Source organism: Albibacillus kandeliae (genome assembly GCF_003116585.1).
GTDB classification, from domain to species: Bacteria; Pseudomonadota; Alphaproteobacteria; order Rhodobacterales; family Rhodobacteraceae; genus Albibacillus; species Albibacillus kandeliae.
Map to the genome: position 1 here is coordinate 252,530 of NZ_QEHM01000001.1, position 16,813 is coordinate 269,342.

Here is a 16,813-nt window from a genome sequence, read left to right on the forward strand (position 1 = left end):
ATCAAGGCATGAGGGTCATCGTGCATGGCGTCGGCGCCATCGGTGGAACCATTGCGGCCGAACTGGCCCGCGCCGGGCAGGAGGTGGTCGGCATCGCGCGCGGCCGCCAGCTGGAGGTGATCCGGGACAAGGGGCTGACGGTCCGCACGCCGGAGCTCACCTATACCCAGGCATTCGATTGCGTCGGTGATCCCGCCGAAATCGCGTTCCGCCCGGACGATGCCATCCTGCTGACCGTCAAGGGGCAGGACACCGAGGCGGCTCTTGGACAGCTTCGTGCTGCGGGCGTGACCGATCAGCCGATCTTCTGCGCCCAGAACGGGGTGGAGAACGAGCGCCGCGTGCTGCGCCGCTTTCCGAACGTGCACGGGGTGACGGTGATGCTGCCGGCCGACTACGTGGTGCCGGGCGAGGTTGCCGTCTTCGCCGGACCCAAGTTCGGCCTGTTCGAGATCGGCCGCTTTCCCGGCGGCGTCGATGCTGCCGACGAAGCGCTGGTCGAGGCGCTGGGGCACTGCAACTTCGCGCCCTTCCTCTCCGAGGACGTCATGCGCCCGAAGTACGGCAAGCTGCTGATGAACCTCAGGAACATCTCCGGCGCCGCGCTGGGCGAGGGGGCGGCGGCCAAGGCTGTCGGCGCGCTGCTGATAGCCGAGGGCGAGGCGGTGCTGCGCGCTGCGGGCATCGACTGGCAGGATGTCGGGGCGTCCGATCCGCGCCGCAAGGATCTGATGCAGATGCGCGATATCCCCGGTGTCGACCGCGTCGGCAGCTCAACGGCGCAGAGCCTCGCGCGCAATGTCGGCTCGATCGAGACCGACTTCCTGAACGGCGAGATCGTGGTGCTGGGCCGTCTGCACGGCGTGGCGACCCCGGCGAACGATTACATGATGGCGCTCGCCGCGCGGATGCTGCGCGAGGGGCTGGCCCCCGGCAGCATCGACGGCGACGAGGTCAAGGCGGCGCTGGGTCTCTGACCCGGCGCGCACCGTTGGTCAGGCAACCTTGACGATCTGCTTGCCCATGTTGCCGCCTTTCAACATCGACATGAAGGCCGCAGGGGCGTTCTCCAGCCCCTCGGCCACGTCCTCGACATAGGCGATCTCGCCGCTGGCGACCTTCGGGCCGACCTCGGCGAGGAAGTCGCCCATGCGGTCGAAGTGGTTCGAGATGATGAAGCCGTTGACCGACAGGAACCGCACGAGGATGGTCCGCCAGAGGTTCGGACCGGTGATGTCCGCGTCTGCCGCGCCGGCGCCGAGGCCGCCCGCGTTGTACCAGCTGATCATGCCGCAGATCGGGATACGGCCAAAGTTGTTCATCAGCGGCATCACCGCCGCCAGAACCTTGCCGCCCACGTTCTCGAAGTAGATGTCGATGCCGTCCGGGCACTCGGCCTTCAGCGCCGCCTTCAGGTCCTTCGCCGTGGCATAGGCGCGGTGATCGAGGCAGGCGTCGAACCCGAAGGTCTCGACCGCCATCTTGCACTTGTCCGCACCCCCGGCAACGCCGACCACGCGCAGCCCGCGCGACTTGGCGATCTGGCCCACCATCGAGCCCACCGGGCCGGTCGCGGCGGCCACCACCAGTGTTTCCCCCGCCTTCGGCTTGCCAAGCTCGGTAAGGCCGTACCAGCCCGTCAGCCCCGGCATCCCCAGAACGCCCAGCGACGTGGTGATCGAGCCGTGCGCCGGGTTGACCTTGCGCAACTGATTGGCGGGCAGGCAGCCGTGCGACGCCCAGCCGAACATGCCAAAGGCGAAATCACCCGGCTTGAACCGGTCGCTCTTGGACGCGATGACCTCGCCCACAGCGCCGCCCTCCATGGTGCCGCCCACGGGAACCGGCTTGGCATAGGAGTCGGCATCGTCCATGCGGCCGCGCATGTAGGGATCAAGCGACATGTAATGCACCTTGACCAGCACCTCGCCATCGGCCGGTTCCGGCATGGGCCGCGCCTCGTAACGGAAATTCTCCGCCGTCGGCGCGCCATCGGGGCGGCTGGCGAGTGCAACGTGGTGCATTTGTTCGGTCATTCTGTGGCTCCTCCTTTGTGCTTGGCGGGACGGTGACCTCTGGTCCCGCACTTGGCAAGGGGGCTATGCCCGCAACGCGGCGTCGTGCCACTTGGCAAGAGGCGACGGTCAGCGTATACGCCCGCCCTGATCCAAGAGGAATGAAGCGATGATAGGCAGCGCCAATCTCAACATCATGATCAAGGCTGCCCGCAAGGCGGGCCGGTCGCTGGTCAAGGATTTCCGCGAGGTGGAAAACCTCCAGGTGTCGATGAAGGGCGCGGGCGACTTCGTGAGCCGGGCCGACATCGCCGCCGAGAACATCCTGAAGGAAGAGCTGATGGGGGCGCGGCCGACCTACGGCTGGCTGGGCGAGGAAGGCGGCGGCGCCGAGGGCGAGGATCCGACCCGGCGCTGGATCGTGGACCCGCTGGATGGCACAACCAACTTCCTGCACGGTCTGCCGCACTGGGCCATCTCGATCGCGCTGGAGCACAAGGGCCAGATCGTGGCCGGTGTGGTCTATGACGCTGCCAAGGACGAGATGTTCTTTGCCGAGAAGGGTGCGGGCGCATGGATGAACGATACCCGCCTGCGGGTGTCGAGCCGTCACCGCATGATCGAGAGCATCTTTGCAACCGGCGTGCCCTTCGGTGGCCGCGCCGATCTTCCGCTTACCCTCCAGGACCTTGCGCGCCTGATGCCGGCCTGTGCCGGTGTGCGCCGCTGGGGCGCCGCAGCGCTCGACCTCGCCTATGTGGCGGCCGGCCGCTACGAAGGCTTCTGGGAACGCCGCCTGAACGCCTGGGACGTGGCGGCGGGCGTGATCATCGTCAAGGAAGCAGGCGGCTTTGTTCAGGGGATCGACCCCGAGGGCAACGTCGTCGAGGACGGCGACGTGATCGCGGCAAACGAAGCGATCTTCGAACAGTTCGCCAAGGTGATCCGCGGCTGATCAGCCCCTTCTGTCGGAGGGGTGGTTCACCCCGTCGTTCCACGGAATCGGATCGAAATCGCGGGGGTTCGCCCCCTCGATACAGCCAAGGTTGATCCCGGTTTCATCGGGGTCCGACCTGCGCTGATGGTGGGTATAGATCCCGCAGGTCTTGCAGAAATAGTGTTTTGCCGTGCCGGTGCCCCAGCTGTAGAGCGTGAGGTTCTCGGCCCCCTGCACGATGGTCACCGTGTCGGTGCGCGCGCTGACGTTCGCGGCCTGCCGCCGTCGGCAGAAGGAACAGTCGCAGCGGGCCGGGGCCGTAAGCCCCCGGGGCAGATCGGCGGTCAGGACAACAGCCCCGCAGTGACAGGACGCGCGAACGGTAACGGGAGCGGTCATCGCCGCGGCACCCGCGGGATGTTCGACCGCACCGCGCCATAGTCCGCCTGAGGATGCGGCGGGTGGCCATCGGTCCGGCTCCAGTAGCGGGTTCCGCCACGTTTCAGGAATAGGGGCAGGGTCAGCACCATGCCAAGGACGAAGCCGCCTATGTGCGCCCAGTAGGCAACCCCCCCCGAGTCTGCGGTGGAGCCGACGCCACCCAGCAGCTGAAGCCCGAACCAGAGCCCGAGCATGATAAAGGCGGGGAGCGAGAAGATGCGGAAAAAGATGATGAAGATGACCAGCACGTCGACCCGCGCGCGCGGAAAGAGCAGCAGGTACCCACCAAGGACGCCCGCGATGGCACCGGAGGCCCCGACCGTCGGAACCATCGACTGGGGGGCCGAGGCTACGTGGATCAGCCCGGCCCCGATCCCGCAGGCGAGGTAGAACAGCAGAAAACCGACATGCCCCATCTCGTCTTCGAGATTATCGCCGAAGATCCAGAGAAACAGCATGTTGCCCGCGATATGCATGAAGCCCGCGTGCAGGAACATCGAGCTGATCAGCGTGTCGTAGCCCTCGCCGTAGGTGATGCTGGCGGGGATCACCGCGTAGTCGGCAAGGATCTCGCGCACCGCCTGATCGTCGCCCAGGAGGCCAATGTAGCTGATGAATATGAGGACATTCGCCACGATCAGGGCATAGGTCACATAGGGCGTACGCCCCGAGGGGTTATGATCGCGTATCGGAAACATGGGCGCAGAGTTCGCCCAAAGCGCGCCCGGGTCAAGCGGGAAGGCGTCGTGCAATCACCAAAGGGGCATGACTGGCGGTTGGTTCGGAACTCGGCAGGAAGTGCAGCCCCGGGGACCGCCAGTCCCCGGGGTCGTCTCGTGTAGCAGGGACCGCTAGGAGAGGCCGCCCAGCAGCGCCGCGTTGCCGCCCGCCGCCGTGGTGTCGACGCAGACATGCCGCTCGCCCTGAACCCGCGCCACATCCGGCATCTCGCGGATCAGCGGCAGGATCGGACCGCTGCGCCGGGCCAGAGCCTGTTCGTAGGCGCGCGCGCGCGCGTCGTCTCCCCACCAGATCACCCCGGCCAGAGCCTTGATCTCGTCCAGGCGCGCGGGGGGCAGGGCGCCGTCGGGGCAGATCGCCTGACCGCCAAGCGCCCTGACCGCATCGGCCTGCTCACGCTGGGCAGAGCGGCCCGGCCCGAGGCAGAGCAGCGGCGGGCGCGGTACCAGCGTCAGCCGGTTGGATTCACCGGTCGGCCCGGGCAGGGTGGTGCCCTGCGGTGCCTGCGGCGTTCCAGCGGCGGCCGGAATCTGCGCGGCCTCGGCGGTCCAATCCTCGTCGCTCTGGCGCAGGTCGGGCGCGCAGAAGCGGTTGAGGTAGTTCGGCCCACCCGCCTTGGGGCCGGTGCCCGAGAGCCCTTCGCCGCCAAAGGGTTGCGAGCCGACGATGGCGCCGATCTGGTTGCGGTTCACGTAGATGTTGCCGCAGTGAATCGCCTCGGTCACATGCTGCACCCGATCGTCGATCCGGGTGTGCAGGCCGAAGGTCAGCCCATATCCGGTCGCGTTGATCTCGCCGATGACCTTGTCGAGCTCCCCGGCACGGAAGCGCGCGACGTGCAGCACCGGGCCGAAGATCTCGCGCTCCAGCTGCCCGATGCCGCCAAGCGAGATCATCGTCGGCGCGACGAAGGTGCCGCCCTGTGGGGCCTGCAACTCTTTCAGGACGCGCCCCTCGTGACGGGCGATGTCGATATGCGACCGGATTCCGCCCTGCGCCTCGGCATCGATCACGGGGCCGCAATCGGTGCGGTGCAGCCACGGGTCGCCAAGGTTCAGCGCGTCCATCGCGCCGGAAAGCATCCGCAGCAGGTCGTCGGCGATGTCCTCCTGCACGTAGAGGCAGCGCAGGGCCGAACACCGCTGGCCCGCCGACTGGAAGGCGGATTCGACGATGGCCTGAACCGCCTGTTCGGGCAGGGCGGTCGAATCCACGATCATCGCGTTCAGCCCGCCGGTCTCGGCGATCAACGGCGCGCCGGGGGCGAGGTGGTCGGCCATCGCGCTGCGGATTTTCAGCGCCGTCTCCGTCGAGCCCGTGAAGGCCACGCCATTCACGCGCGCATCCGACGTCAGCGCGGCGCCGACCCGCCCGTCACCGGGCAGCAGTTGCAGGACCTCGCGCGGTACACCCGCCTCGTGCATCAGACTGACTGCCAGATGAGCGATCAGCGGGGTCTGCTCGGCTGGCTTGGCCAGAACGGCATTGCCGGTGGCAAGGGCCGCCGCGACCTGCCCGCTGAAGATGGCGAGCGGGAAGTTCCAGGGGCTGATGCAGGTAAAGGTCCCGGCGGGCGCCTTGCCGGGGATATGGGCCGCGTAATAGCGCAGGAAGTCCACGGCCTCGCGCAGTTCGGCCACGGCATCGGGGATCGACTTGCCGGCCTCGCGGACGAGAAGGGCGAAGATCTCGCCGAAATTGGCCTCGTAGAGGTCGGCGGCGCGGTTCAGCGCGGCGGCCCTCTCGCTGGCTGGCACGGCCCAGGGCCGCGCGGCGCTCAGGGCGCTTGCCACATCGGCTGCGCTGGCAAAGGCGACCGTGCCGGGCGTGTCGGCTGCATCTGCGGGGTTCTGCACGGCCACCGCCTCTTCCGGCGCGGCGGAGCCAGCCAGCAAGGGCGCCGCGCTCCATGTATGGGTGCGGAAGGGCGCGCGGGCCTCCTCGATCCGCTCCAACGTCGGTACGTGCGTCAGGTCAAAGCCTGTCGAGTTGGGCCGTTCCGGCGCAAAAAGCTGCGCGCCGGTCGCCAGATGCGGGGCAGGGGCCTTGATGCTCTCGAAGGGGTCGGCTGCCACCTGTTCGGGCGGCACCGACTTGTCGACGATCTGGTTCACGAAGGAACTGTTGGCGCCGTTCTCCAGCAGGCGCCGCACGAGGTAGGCCAGAAGATCGCGGTGCGCGCCGACCGGCGCGTAGATGCGGCAGCGGTTGCGGTTCTTCTCCTTGACGATGTTGTGGAGCGCCTCGCCCATGCCGTGCAGGCGCTGGAACTCGAAGGGCAGATCGCCCGCCATGTGCAGGATGGCGCTGACCGTATGGGCGTTGTGGGTGGCGAACTGCGGGTAGATCCGGTCGGTCATGCCCAACAGCTTGCGCGCGTTCGCAATGTAGGAAATGTCGGTCGCCGCCTTGCGGGTGAAGACGGGGAAGGCATCCATCCCCATGACCTGCGCGCGCTTGATCTCGGTATCCCAGTAGGCGCCTTTCACCAGCCGGACCATCAGCTTGCGGTCATAGCGTTCCGCCATGCCATAGAGCGCGTCGATGGCCTCGCCGGTGCGGGGGCCATAGGCCTGTACCACCACGCCGAAACCGTCCCAGCCCGCCAGCGCGGGTTCGGCCAGAACCTCGTCGATGACCTCCAGCGACAGGGCGAGCCGGTCCGCTTCCTCGGCATCCACGTTCAGACCCATGTTGGCCGACTTCGCAAGCAGGGCGAGCGAGCGCAGACGCGGCACGAGGTCCTGCATGACCCGCTGCCGCTGCGCGCGTTCATAGCGCGGGTGGAGCGCGGAGAGCTTCACCGAGATCCCCGGATTCTCGCGGATATCCGTCGAGGTGCAGGCCTCGGCAATCGCCGTGATCGCGCGGGAATAGCTCAGGTGGTAGCGGGTAGCGTCCGCCTCCGTTCGCGCGGCCTCGCCCAGCATGTCGTAGGAGTAGGTATAGCCCTTGGCCTCCATGCCCGCGGCACGCTTCATCGCCGAGGAGATGGACTCTCCCAGCACGAACTGGCGGCCCATTTCCTTCATAGCGCGGCCAACGGCGGTGCGGATGACCGGCTCCCCGAGGCGCCGCACGGCGCCCCGCAGGGCCTTGAAGGGAGCCTGCCGCTCGTCGTCGAGCACACGGCCCGTCAGCATCAGTGCCCAGGTCGACGCATTGACGAGAGGCGAAGCGGAATGGCCAAGGTGCTTGCCCCAGTCCGACGGCGCGATCTTGTCCTCGATCAAGGCGTCGATGGTATCGGCGTCCGGCACCCGCAGCAGCGCTTCGGCGAGGCACATCAGCGCGATGCCCTCGTCGGTCGAGAGGCCGTACTCGGCAAGGAAGACCTCCATCAGCCCCGGCGAGGACAGGCTGCGGATATCCTTCACGAGGTTGGCACCGGCGGCGCAGATGCGCGCGCGGTCGTCGGTGGAGAGGGCGGCCTGCTCGACGAGACGGGCGATGGCCGCCTCCTCGTCCTGGTACTTGTGAAGGTCGAGGGAGGATGGGGCGATGGGGGTTTCGGTCATGTTCGGGGGCTCTCCGGCTCTTTGTCACGGTATACCGCGAAAATTGCGGGACAAATGCCGGTTCTTTCCTTAGTTGAAGGTGAATGGACTGAAAAATGGGGGGATTGCGATGCAATCGGACTGGGATGAGCTGGACAGGTTCGACCGGATGATTCTGGGCGTCCTGGCCAGCGAGGGGCGCATCAGCATCGCCGACCTGGCGCGCCGGATCGGCCTGTCGAAATCGCCCACGCAGGCGCGCCTCAGGCGGCTGGAGGCAGACGGGGTGATCCAGGGCTATCGCGCGCTGGTCGATCCGATCCGCCTGGGCCTCGACCATGTCGCCTTTGCCGAGGTGCGCCTGACGGACACCCGCGAGGCCGCGCTGGCCGCCTTCAACGCGGCAGTGGCAAAGATCGGCGAGATCGAGCAGGTGCACATGATCGCGGGAAACTTCGACTACCTGATGAAGATCCGCACCCGCAACATGGCCGAGTACCGCGCCGTGCTGGCCGAGAAGATCTCCACCTTGCCCTTTGTCGCCAGCACCTCGACCTATGTCGCCATGCAGGCGGTCAAGGAGGACGGTCCGCTCGGCCCGCTCGAAACTGTGACTTGACCGGCGCGCTGCGGCAGCCATCATTTCTGCCCATGCGGAGGATGTTGTCAGCGATACTCTGTCTTCTGGCCGGGCCCCTCTGGGCAGGATGCCCGGCAGCGCCGGATCATGCGTCCGAGATGGAGGCGCTGTTGGCCGAGGTTCAGGCCGCACCGGACGAGGGCGCCGCGCGGGTCGTGACCAACCGCATGTGGGAACTCTGGACCGACGCGCCCGACGAAATTGCGCAGGAAATGCTGAACCACGGCATGGCGCAGCGGGGCAGCTACGATTTCCTCGGCGCCATCGCGGTGCTGGACAGGCTGGTGGCCTACTGCCCGGACTACGCCGAGGGCTATAACCAGCGTGCCTTCGTGCAGTTCATCCGGCAGGATTACCCATCCGCACTGGTCGATCTCGACCGTGCGCTCGAACTCTCCCCCAACCACATCGCCGCCCGCGCCGGTCGCGCGCTGACCCTGCTGGGCCTCGGCCGGAAGGATGAGGCGCGCACCGACCTGAAGCAGGCGCTTGCCCTCAATCCGTGGCTGTCCGAGCGGAGCCTGCTGGCCGATGGTGGCCCTTTGGCACCGGAGGGCGAGGAACTCTGACCCGCCACGCTGCTCGGCGCTTGCCCGGTGCCGGTGCGGTTGCTATCAGCGACCTCGTGTCCAGAGCGTGCGGGCGTGATGGAATGGTAGACATATCGGACTTAAAATCCGAAGGGCTTTGTCCCGTGTGGGTTCGAGTCCCACCGCCCGTACCAACAAGGCGCTGCAAGCCATTGTAAAATGGTGATAAAGCGCCGCGTGCGCAGCCCTAAGCTCAGCGCCTCACCTGACCGGCAGGCACCGAGAGCATCCGCCCGTCTTCTTCTGATCGTCTCCGATCCCCCCTGACACGCCGCCAGCGCTTGGGCAGGCGGCCGTGTCTCCCTTGACCCGGCCCGAGCCGTCCGCATGGACGGTTATCCAGGACCTCGATCAACCAACTCCGCAACAGGATGTCGATGGCACCGGCCTGCCATCCTTGCATCAGGCTGGCGCCCATTCGCTTAACAGGGTCAGCAAAAAAACCATTTGGCAATCCGGAGGGTCCTGTGCCTACGATGCTGATCAATTCATTTGCTGTTCAAATCCATTCCGGTGCGCAGGGGAAACCGATGGAAAACAAGCACCTTGTTAAAGACATAGTTCATGCTCTTGATATCGACGGCGGCTCGACCGAAAGGCGCCCCGTCCATACGGTCGGGGTTGGCGCGACCGGGTTTTTCAAACCCTCCCCAATGGCCCAACGATTCTGCGTGGCCGAACATTTCCTGCCCAAGGCCGCGAAAAAGGGTGTGCGGGTCGACATCCGGTTTTCCAATGGAATGGGCGTCGTCGAGGAGCATGACGGCTGGTCGGATGTTCGCGGTATGGCCGTTCGCTTCTATCTCGAAAACGGGCAGTCCACCGATCTCGTCAGCATGACGTTGCCGGTTTTCTTTGCGCCCACGCCCGAGACCTTCCTCGATTTCGCCCTGAATGCGCGCCCCAAACCCTGTCAGCGCGCAACGCCCTGGCAGAAGATCAAGAGCTACCTGCAGCTCCAGCTTCCCTTGCCCGATCCCTATCCCGGTCAGACGGAGCGACCGAATGAGGGGGCCATCGCCTTTGCCAGCAAACATGTCTGGGCGCAGCCGGCCGTCATCGATGCCTCCTCGATCGGCGCGCCGGTCAGCTATGTGCGGGCGACCTATCACGCGGTGCATACGTTTATCGTGACGGGCAAGGATGGGCAAAGGCGCTGGGTCCGCTTCTCCTGGGCGCCGATCGCCGGGGTCCTGAACACCGACCCCAAGAAACCGCCCGAGGACAGGTATCTGAAGAAGGATCTCGAGAAACGGCTCTCGCACGGTCGCACCGAACGTTTCTCTCTCATGATGCAGATTGGCGAAGCAGGGGATGACTTCAACGATTCAACCCGACAATGGCCGCCGCATCGAACGCGGGTCATGATGGGGACACTGACGCTCAACAAGGTGCGGGAGGACCAGCAAGAGTACTTCGAGAAGCTGAGTTTCAACCCGTGGCACCTGACGGACGGGATCGACCCGTCGGACGATCCCGTCCTCAGAATTCGCAAGGACGTCTACGCGTTTTCCAGCAATCGGCGGCAAGGCACTCCCTGCCCATTTAGCGGCACGAAAGGGTAGGGCATGAGTGACGACAGCGGATGGCTCAACAGCTACATCAACAGCCTGCCCGAACGCGGCTGGTTCCAGTTTCTTTCAAAGTACGTGGTGGTGCCGTTCTGGGTCTGGCGCGAAGGACGGCCGAAGCTGCCGGGCGGTCCGCGCCCTTCGCCTCAGCCCAGCGACAACACGCAGCGCATGATGAACCTGCTGATGCCGCTCAAGGACACCTCTCCGATCGGCCGGGCCAAGGCCGTGATGGCGCTCGCGCAGAACGTGGACGAGATCTTTGCCGGGCTGGACAACGTGGGCACTGTCCACTCCGCGCGCTTCCTCCTGGTCGAGGATTACATCTGCATGATCTCGGTCTACGACGGGGATTTCAGCAACTACATCCGCGACTTCATTTCCACGATCGGCAGCGTCTTCGACGCGCTGATGCATGAGGTCGAAGGCGGCGACAAGCTTTACCCCAGCGAAGAGAACGTCGAGGCCTTCATCGACTGGGTGCGCGAACACGACCTGTTCCAGGCGCCTGACTATCCCTTCGACCTGTTCGGCCTGCAGGATGAGCAGGCGGGGCGGAAACCGAACGACCCGCCGCATGATCTGCAAACCTTGCCGCGCTCCCTGATCCTTCAGTTGCACGCAAATCGCAATATTTCCCTCGGGGGCGGCTATCGGGGTTATCCGGGATATTCCGCCGCCCAGATCCGCCGCAATCTCGGGGTGGGTTGGTGATGGCCGTCTTCGATGCCGAGAAGGTCCAGGGCAATATCCTGCGCGGCTACCCCCTGGACCGGGTGCGCCACATGATCCTCGAAGTGAGCGACCGACGCCGCGCGAGGGAGTTTCTGGCCGCGGCGGCGGATGGCACAGGGGAGGAGGTTCCTCGCATCACGCGGTCGGCCAACTGGAGCGAGAGACCAGAATTTTGTTTCAACATCGGTATCACCTTCGAAGGTCTGCGCACCCTCGGGCTTCCCAGTGATCAGCTGAAGACCTTCCCGACCGAATACACCGAGGGCATGACACGCCGCGCGCTCAAACTGGGAGATTTCGGCGAGAGCGCCCCCGAGCATTGGCCCGCGCCATTCGACAGGCCCGACCGCATCCACATCGTTGCGTCCGCCTATGCCAACGCGGACCATCATCTTGACGATATCGAGAAGAAGGTCGCCAAGGTCTTTACCGTTCTCGGAACACGGGACGGGCGCAACCTGCCGGACGGAAAGGTCTTTTTCGGCTACAGGGACGGGATTTCGCAGCCCCGACTGAGACATGTCTTCGATCCCGAACATGCCGGGGATCATCAGATCAAGGATCCGCTTGGAACGGTGTTGTTGGGCTACCAGACCCAACTGGAAGGCATCAAATTCACCATCCCGACGCCCGAGGACGTCTTTCGTGACAGTGCCTTCAACGCCTTCCGCGTGCTGCAACAGGATACCGAGGCCTTCGAGACCTATCTGACCGATGCGGCGCACTTTCTGGAGTCGCACCGCGACGTGGCAAGGCTCCTTCCCGAGGGGGCGGAGCAGAACATCGGAGGCGGCATGAGCAGGCACGACGCGCTTCGCGAGGTCGTGGCGGCCCAGATGTGCGGGCGCTGGCGAAACGGAACGCCCTACGAGGCATCCCCCAATTCCGATGTGCAGGATGGCATCTCGCTGACGAACTACGACTATTCGCTGTCCTCCCGCTGCCCCGCGGGATCGCATATGCGGCGCGCCAACCCTCGTGGCGGCCCCATCGTGCAGCGCGTGGCGAACTACACCCGACGAATGGTGCGTCGTGGCATGTCCTACGGGCCCGACCCTGAAACCGGGGAACACGGGCTGCTGGGTAACTTCATCGGTGCGAACTACGGGGCGCAGTTCGAGGCGGTGATGTGCGACTGGATCAATTTCGGCCTGCAGGATCCCGGGATCACCGGGACGAATGATCCCCTGCTCGGGGCGAACGTGCCCGAAACCAGCCGTTTCGACCTGACTTTGAAGGGGGGCGGACACATTCGCCTCTCCGGCTTTCCGCGTTTCGTCAAGACGCGGGGCGGGGCCTATACGCTGCTGCCCAGTCTGCCCGCGATCCGCTATCTGTCGCAGCTGACGGCTTAATCGGCCAGTTCCTGCAGCGCCATTTCGATCCGGCTGAGCATCGGCGATGCCCCAGTCGGCGCGATCAGTCTCTGTGCCGTTGCAAGGTGTTCGCGCGCCTGTGCCTTGCGCTTCTTCAGCTTGCAGAGCAGCCCGAGGATCATCTCGCCCCTCGCAAAGTAATGCCCGTCTTCATCGAATTGCGGGTTCTGCCGAACTTTCGCGATCAGCGACCTGATCCGCTTTTCGCCCGAGAGCATCACGCCCATCAGCGCCCGGAAGTTTCTGAACAGCAACTGTAGCGAGGCGCCGCCTTCGCCGGTGAGGATCTGAAGGTAGACCTCGCTCAGCAAGAGCCGGTTCCAATCAGCTGCGATTAGCGCGCCCTCGGTCTCACGGTTCCTGATGGTATTCTCGATCTGGCTCAGCCCCTCGCTGACGCGCCCCTCCATCGCCAGTCCCACGCCCACCATCGACTGCGGCACCCCGGCGAAGAGGGTGCAGCCATCGGCCTCGCGCATCCTGACGTAGTCCTGCGCCAAGGCGAGCGCCCCGGGCTTTTCGAGCGCGATCAGCGCCGCGACGCGCGAGGATTCGGCGATGGCAATCTCGAACTCCACCCGCGACAGGCGGCAGGCTTCGTCGGAGAACTCGAGCGCCTTTTGCTGGTCATCGGTGACCACGGCGACGAGGGCCTTCATTGCCGTGCCATAGCCAAGGGCGCGCGGATCGTTGGTCCGTTCGCCCAGCTCGACCATGCGTTCGGCGGTCTCCCGTGCTCTGACCACGCGGCCGCGTGTCAGCTCGTTCCAGCCAATCGTGGCGAGGTAGAAGTTCTGCAGGTAGGCGTCATTGAACTTGGCCAACGCGGTTTCGACTTCGGTCCTCTTGGCCTCGAATTCCGCATTCGAAAGGGCAGAACGATAGATCGACACCGACAACTCGTTGACCATCGCATAGGCGATGGATTTTGGATCACCCAGCCGCTTTGCCATCTCCGTCAGTTCCTGCTGCACCTCCTGTGCCTCGATGAAGCGGCTGTTACCGACGAGGCAGGAGACGTAATGATGCAAAAACAGGACATGATCGCCGTTGTCGCCAATTCTCAAGAGGACGGGTCGGACGCGCGGTGCCACGCTGATCATCGTCATGACATCGAGGGAGATGTTGAGGCAGAGCGCGTAGTTGCCAAGGAATTCGGCAAATGCCCCGTCACTGGCGCAGCCGGCTTCCCTCTCGTAGAGCGCCAGGGCCGCGTCAAAATAGTGATTGGCCTGATCGAGGGAGAACACGCCCAGGCTCTTCACCCCGGCGAGCGCGTTGTACTTGAAGGCCAGGTCGGCCCGGTCGGTCTGAGAGTAGTGATGCGCCAGTGTTTCGGCAGCTTCGGGCAGGTTGTTGGCATTGCGCAGTTCCAATGCCTTCGCAATGTCGAGGTGGAGCTTTGACCTGCTTTCCGCAAGCAGGCTCTGGTACACCGTGTCGCGCAGCAGCACGTGTTTGAACACGTAGTCGGACGTCGCGCCCTCGGGATAGATGATATCCAGCGCCTTCAATCGTTGCAGCGCTGCCCCGGTGTCGCCCAGATGGGGCGAGACCTGCGAGAGCAGCCCGGGATCGAACTGTCGCCCGATGGTCGCCGCCGCCTGCAACAACTCGCGGTCTTCCGGCTGGAGTTGGTCGATGCGCGCCGATAGCAGCCCCTGCATGCTGGCAGGCACGGCGTTCTCGCCCTGCTCGGCGTCGTACCATACCTTGCCGCCCCCGATTTTCAGCAGGCCCTGTTCTAGCAGGAAGCTCAGGAGTTCTTCGCAGAACAGGGGATTGCCACCGGCGCGCTCGGTCACCTGCCGGAGCATCTCGTCCGGCAGTGCGTCGATCTTGAGCCGGGCCCGTATCAAATCGTGAATGTCGTCGTCGGACAGTGGCCTGAGTTCGATGGTGCGTGTGCTTGGGTCATCGCGCCAGGGGGGCAGGTACTCCGGTCGCCGGTTCGTCAGGATCAGCAGGTTCTTCAGGTCGCCCGACCCGATCAGGCGCTGCAGCAGTTCCTGCGAAACGCCGTCGATCCAGTGGATGTCCTCGACCAGCAGAACCACCGGGCCGGCTGCACATTGCCCTGCAAGCAGTGCGACCAGCAGATCACGGGACCGCAGGCCGACAAGGACCCCGTCCAACCCGTCGAGCGTACCCTCCGGCGGCGCATGGCCCAGCAGGTTCATTAGCAGGCCGAGGTTTTCCGATTGGTTCAACCCGGTGCGCTCAAGACCTTCCCTGAGTTTTTGCTCGACTTGCTCAGCCTCTTCCCCACCCTCGATGCGGAAGGCCGCGCGGACGACCCCGACAAAAGGAAACAACGGCACGCGCTGACCAACAGCGGTGCAGTGGCCCGAGTAAACCCTCACGTTCTGCAGCGCCGCGCTGCGCAGGAATTCGAACACCAGTCGCGTCTTGCCGAGACCCGGCTCCGCGACGAGATCCGCCACGCGCAGCCCGTCCCGTGTCGAGGCTAGCGCCTCTGTCAGCGCGGCCAGCTCGGCCCCTCGACCGACATGCTGGCTCAACCCACGCCCGAGCGATGCGTCAAAACGGGTTGCGCCCTCGTGTACCGACAGCAGGCGCCAGAGCTTGTGAGGCTTTGCAATGCCCTTGATCTGATGCTCGCCGTCGAAACTCATGTCCACGAGCCACTGGACGAGGGCCCTGGTGTTGCCACAGATCAGACAACCGCCCTCGGGCGCCAGCGACTGGATCCGAGAGGCGAGGTTCACCGTGCTCCCAACGGCCGTCATCTGGGCGTCTTCGCCCTCGACCGCCGCCACCACGACCGAACCGGAGGAAATGCCGACCCGCATGATGACCCGCACCCCGAAGCGTGCGGTGATATCGTCTGCCGCATCCGCAAAGGCCCGGTGGATGGCAAGCGCCGTGGCACAGGCCCGCAGCGCTGAATCCTCCAGCGCCTCGGGAATGCCGAACACCGCCATGATGCTGTCACCGGCAAAACCGCGCACCGCGCCACCGTGCTTTTCCACGATGTCGCTCAGCATCGCGTAGATCATCCTCGTGAAATTGACCGAGGTTTCCTCGCCCAGCTTGCTCACGATGGCGGTGTATCCGACCATGTCGGTGAACAGCACCGACACCGGACGGCGTTCCGCCCGATGCTGTGCCGCAGCGCGTCCCCTTAATGCCGTGGAGTCACCCATGATGGTTCAATCCTATCACGACTGCCATTCCCGAGGCTACGTCTCGAAGGTGCGAGGCGAGAGGTGATCCGGGGTACTACTCCCGGATCTCGGGGGCAAATGCGGCTCTCGATCAGCTCATGATTTCTGCCAATCCTGGGCCTGGTCCTGTAGCTTGAGCCCGGGGCGCTCCCACCGTGTCTTGTAGATCGTGCCGGTACTAGACGCCGTGATCCAGACATCCTGCATGTCCGCGCCCCCGAAACATAGGTTGGTCGTGAACAGGTCGCTGACAGGGAGGTGGTCGATTGACTTGCCGTCCGGGCTGAAGATCGTGATGCCACCGTTGAAGATCGTGCCGACGCAGATGCGGCCGTCGGCTTCGACCTTGAGACTGTCGAGCCACTGGTAACCGGGCAAGGTCTGCACCACGTCTCCCGGCATCTTCGGCAGGGGGCCTTGCTCCAACTTGCCGGGCCCAAGGATCTTCATCGACCAGAGGCGCCCGAAAACAGTGTCCGAGACGTAGAGCGTATCGCCGTCGGGCGAGATGCCGATGCCGTTGGCAGTGGGAATCACCGTCGCGCGCTGCAGAGTCTTTCCGTCGATGGTCGCATAGTACACCGACCCCAGTTCGCTGGTCAGACCTTCCTGCTTTCCCGTATCGGTGAACCAGAACGCTCCATCCCGGTCAAAGACGATGTCGTCGGGCGCGATCAGGCGCTTGCCTTCGAATTCCGTGTAGAGAGTGGTGACCTCTCGGGTCTCCAGATCGACTCTTTGTATCGATCCTCCCTGATAATTCGGACGAGCGGGGTCGGGGATCGTTATCGTGTGCTCCGGGTCCTTCTTCGGGTCATTGTCCGGAGTGTTGAATGGAACGAAGGAATAGACGCCGCCATTGTTGCAGACATAGGCGGCCCCATCCGGACCGATGGCCACTCCGTTCGGCCCGCCCTCCAACTTCACTACATTATTGATCTGTCCGTCCGGAAGAAGACGCTTGAGATACTGCTCCTCGATATCGACGAAAAGAAGCGAACCATCCTTCATCGCGACGGGGCCTTCGGGGAATCCCAATCCGCTCGCGACCGGGTGCAAGTCTAACGGCATTTCAACGTTCC

13 protein-coding genes and 1 tRNA gene are annotated in these 16,813 nt (G+C 64.8%); 8 read left to right on the forward strand and 6 right to left on the reverse strand.

The window, feature by feature from the left end; translation table 11 throughout:
• Window positions 1-8 precede the first annotated feature (8 nt).
• Window positions 9-977 carry a ketopantoate reductase family protein gene (locus tag DDT93_RS01170; protein WP_109463959.1) on the forward strand — a complete coding sequence of 323 codons (969 nt, stop codon included), beginning with the start codon at window positions 9-11 and terminating at the stop codon, window positions 975-977.
• Between the two features lie 18 nt (window positions 978-995).
• On the opposite strand, the gene DDT93_RS01175 is transcribed toward DDT93_RS01170, so the two are convergent.
• Window positions 996-2,036, reverse strand: a complete 1,041-nt coding sequence (locus DDT93_RS01175) for an NADP-dependent oxidoreductase (protein ID WP_109463960.1) — start codon at window positions 2,034-2,036, stop codon at window positions 996-998.
• Window positions 2,037-2,184: 148 nt separating this feature from the next.
• On the opposite strand from DDT93_RS01175, the gene DDT93_RS01180 reads away from it, so the two are divergent.
• Window positions 2,185-2,970 carry an inositol monophosphatase family protein gene (locus tag DDT93_RS01180; protein ID WP_109463961.1) on the forward strand — a complete coding sequence of 262 codons (786 nt, stop codon included), beginning with the start codon at window positions 2,185-2,187 and terminating at the stop codon, window positions 2,968-2,970.
• Here DDT93_RS01180 and DDT93_RS01185 read toward each other — a convergent pair whose 3' ends face one another.
• From DDT93_RS01185 to putA, 3 genes are all read right to left on the reverse strand, one after another.
• Entirely contained in the window at window positions 2,971-3,351 is a 381-nt protein-coding gene (locus DDT93_RS01185) for a GFA family protein (RefSeq protein ID WP_109463962.1), read from the reverse strand.
• Window positions 3,348-4,091 carry a rhomboid family intramembrane serine protease gene (locus tag DDT93_RS01190; protein WP_109464728.1) on the reverse strand — a complete coding sequence of 248 codons (744 nt, stop codon included), beginning with the start codon at window positions 4,089-4,091 and terminating at the stop codon, window positions 3,348-3,350. The genes DDT93_RS01185 and DDT93_RS01190 overlap by 4 nt, the downstream gene beginning before the upstream one ends.
• A gap of 153 nt (window positions 4,092-4,244) precedes the next feature.
• The gene (gene putA, locus DDT93_RS01195) at window positions 4,245-7,652 is read right to left on the reverse strand and encodes a bifunctional proline dehydrogenase/L-glutamate gamma-semialdehyde dehydrogenase PutA (protein ID WP_109463963.1); all 3,408 of its coding nucleotides are present in this window, start codon (window positions 7,650-7,652) and stop codon (window positions 4,245-4,247) included.
• A gap of 109 nt (window positions 7,653-7,761) precedes the next feature.
• On the opposite strand from putA, the gene DDT93_RS01200 reads away from it, so the two are divergent.
• The 6 genes from DDT93_RS01200 to DDT93_RS01225 all read left to right on the forward strand — a co-directional run bounded on the left by DDT93_RS01200 (window position 7,762) and on the right by DDT93_RS01225 (window position 12,522).
• Window positions 7,762-8,250 carry an Lrp/AsnC family transcriptional regulator gene (locus DDT93_RS01200; protein WP_109463964.1) on the forward strand — a complete coding sequence of 163 codons (489 nt, stop codon included), beginning with the start codon at window positions 7,762-7,764 and terminating at the stop codon, window positions 8,248-8,250.
• Window positions 8,251-8,381: 131 nt separating this feature from the next.
• Window positions 8,382-8,840: a tetratricopeptide repeat protein gene (locus tag DDT93_RS01205; RefSeq protein ID WP_332872676.1), complete on the forward strand. Its 459-nt coding sequence runs from the start codon at window positions 8,382-8,384 to the stop codon at window positions 8,838-8,840.
• Between the two features lie 69 nt (window positions 8,841-8,909).
• Window positions 8,910-8,995: transfer RNA gene (locus DDT93_RS01210), tRNA-Leu, on the forward strand.
• Between the two features lie 342 nt (window positions 8,996-9,337).
• Window positions 9,338-10,426: a catalase gene (locus DDT93_RS01215; protein WP_157960059.1), complete on the forward strand. Its 1,089-nt coding sequence runs from the start codon at window positions 9,338-9,340 to the stop codon at window positions 10,424-10,426.
• Between the two features lie 3 nt (window positions 10,427-10,429).
• Window positions 10,430-11,146, forward strand: a complete 717-nt coding sequence (locus tag DDT93_RS01220) for a hypothetical protein (protein WP_109463966.1) — start codon at window positions 10,430-10,432, stop codon at window positions 11,144-11,146.
• On the forward strand, window positions 11,146-12,522 hold the full coding sequence (locus DDT93_RS01225) for a Dyp-type peroxidase (protein WP_109463967.1): 1,377 nt from the start codon (window positions 11,146-11,148) through the stop codon (window positions 12,520-12,522). Before DDT93_RS01220 ends, DDT93_RS01225 begins: the two co-directional genes overlap by 1 nt.
• On the opposite strand, the gene DDT93_RS01230 is transcribed toward DDT93_RS01225, so the two are convergent.
• On the reverse strand, window positions 12,519-15,710 hold the full coding sequence (locus DDT93_RS01230) for an ATP-binding protein (protein WP_109463968.1): 3,192 nt from the start codon (window positions 15,708-15,710) through the stop codon (window positions 12,519-12,521). The genes DDT93_RS01225 and DDT93_RS01230 overlap by 4 nt on opposite strands.
• Window positions 15,711-15,827: 117 nt before the next feature.
• Window positions 15,828-16,802, reverse strand: coding sequence for an SMP-30/gluconolactonase/LRE family protein (locus DDT93_RS01235; protein ID WP_109463969.1), 975 nt, complete (start codon window positions 16,800-16,802; stop codon window positions 15,828-15,830).
• Window positions 16,803-16,813 lie beyond the last annotated feature (11 nt).

What these genes read in the sequence shown, in the direction of transcription:
- DDT93_RS01190 (WP_109464728.1), bottom strand. Translation starts at nt 4,091, where the DNA reads ATGTTTCCGATACGCGATCATAACCCCTCGGGGCGTACGCCCTATGTG.
- DDT93_RS01215 (WP_157960059.1), top strand. Translation starts at nt 9,338, where the DNA reads ATGCTGATCAATTCATTTGCTGTTCAAATCCATTCCGGTGCGCAGGGG.
- DDT93_RS01185 (WP_109463962.1), bottom strand. Translation starts at nt 3,351, where the DNA reads ATGACCGCTCCCGTTACCGTTCGCGCGTCCTGTCACTGCGGGGCTGTT.
- DDT93_RS01235 (WP_109463969.1), bottom strand. Translation starts at nt 16,802, where the DNA reads ATGCCGTTAGACTTGCACCCGGTCGCGAGCGGATTGGGATTCCCCGAA.
- putA (WP_109463963.1), bottom strand. Translation starts at nt 7,652, where the DNA reads ATGACCGAAACCCCCATCGCCCCATCCTCCCTCGACCTTCACAAGTAC.
- DDT93_RS01230 (WP_109463968.1), bottom strand. Translation starts at nt 15,710, where the DNA reads ATGGGTGACTCCACGGCATTAAGGGGACGCGCTGCGGCACAGCATCGG.
- DDT93_RS01180 (WP_109463961.1), top strand. Translation starts at nt 2,185, where the DNA reads ATGATAGGCAGCGCCAATCTCAACATCATGATCAAGGCTGCCCGCAAG.
- DDT93_RS01225 (WP_109463967.1), top strand. Translation starts at nt 11,146, where the DNA reads ATGGCCGTCTTCGATGCCGAGAAGGTCCAGGGCAATATCCTGCGCGGC.
- DDT93_RS01220 (WP_109463966.1), top strand. Translation starts at nt 10,430, where the DNA reads ATGAGTGACGACAGCGGATGGCTCAACAGCTACATCAACAGCCTGCCC.
- DDT93_RS01175 (WP_109463960.1), bottom strand. Translation starts at nt 2,036, where the DNA reads ATGACCGAACAAATGCACCACGTTGCACTCGCCAGCCGCCCCGATGGC.
- DDT93_RS01170 (WP_109463959.1), top strand. Translation starts at nt 9, where the DNA reads ATGAGGGTCATCGTGCATGGCGTCGGCGCCATCGGTGGAACCATTGCG.
- DDT93_RS01200 (WP_109463964.1), top strand. Translation starts at nt 7,762, where the DNA reads ATGCAATCGGACTGGGATGAGCTGGACAGGTTCGACCGGATGATTCTG.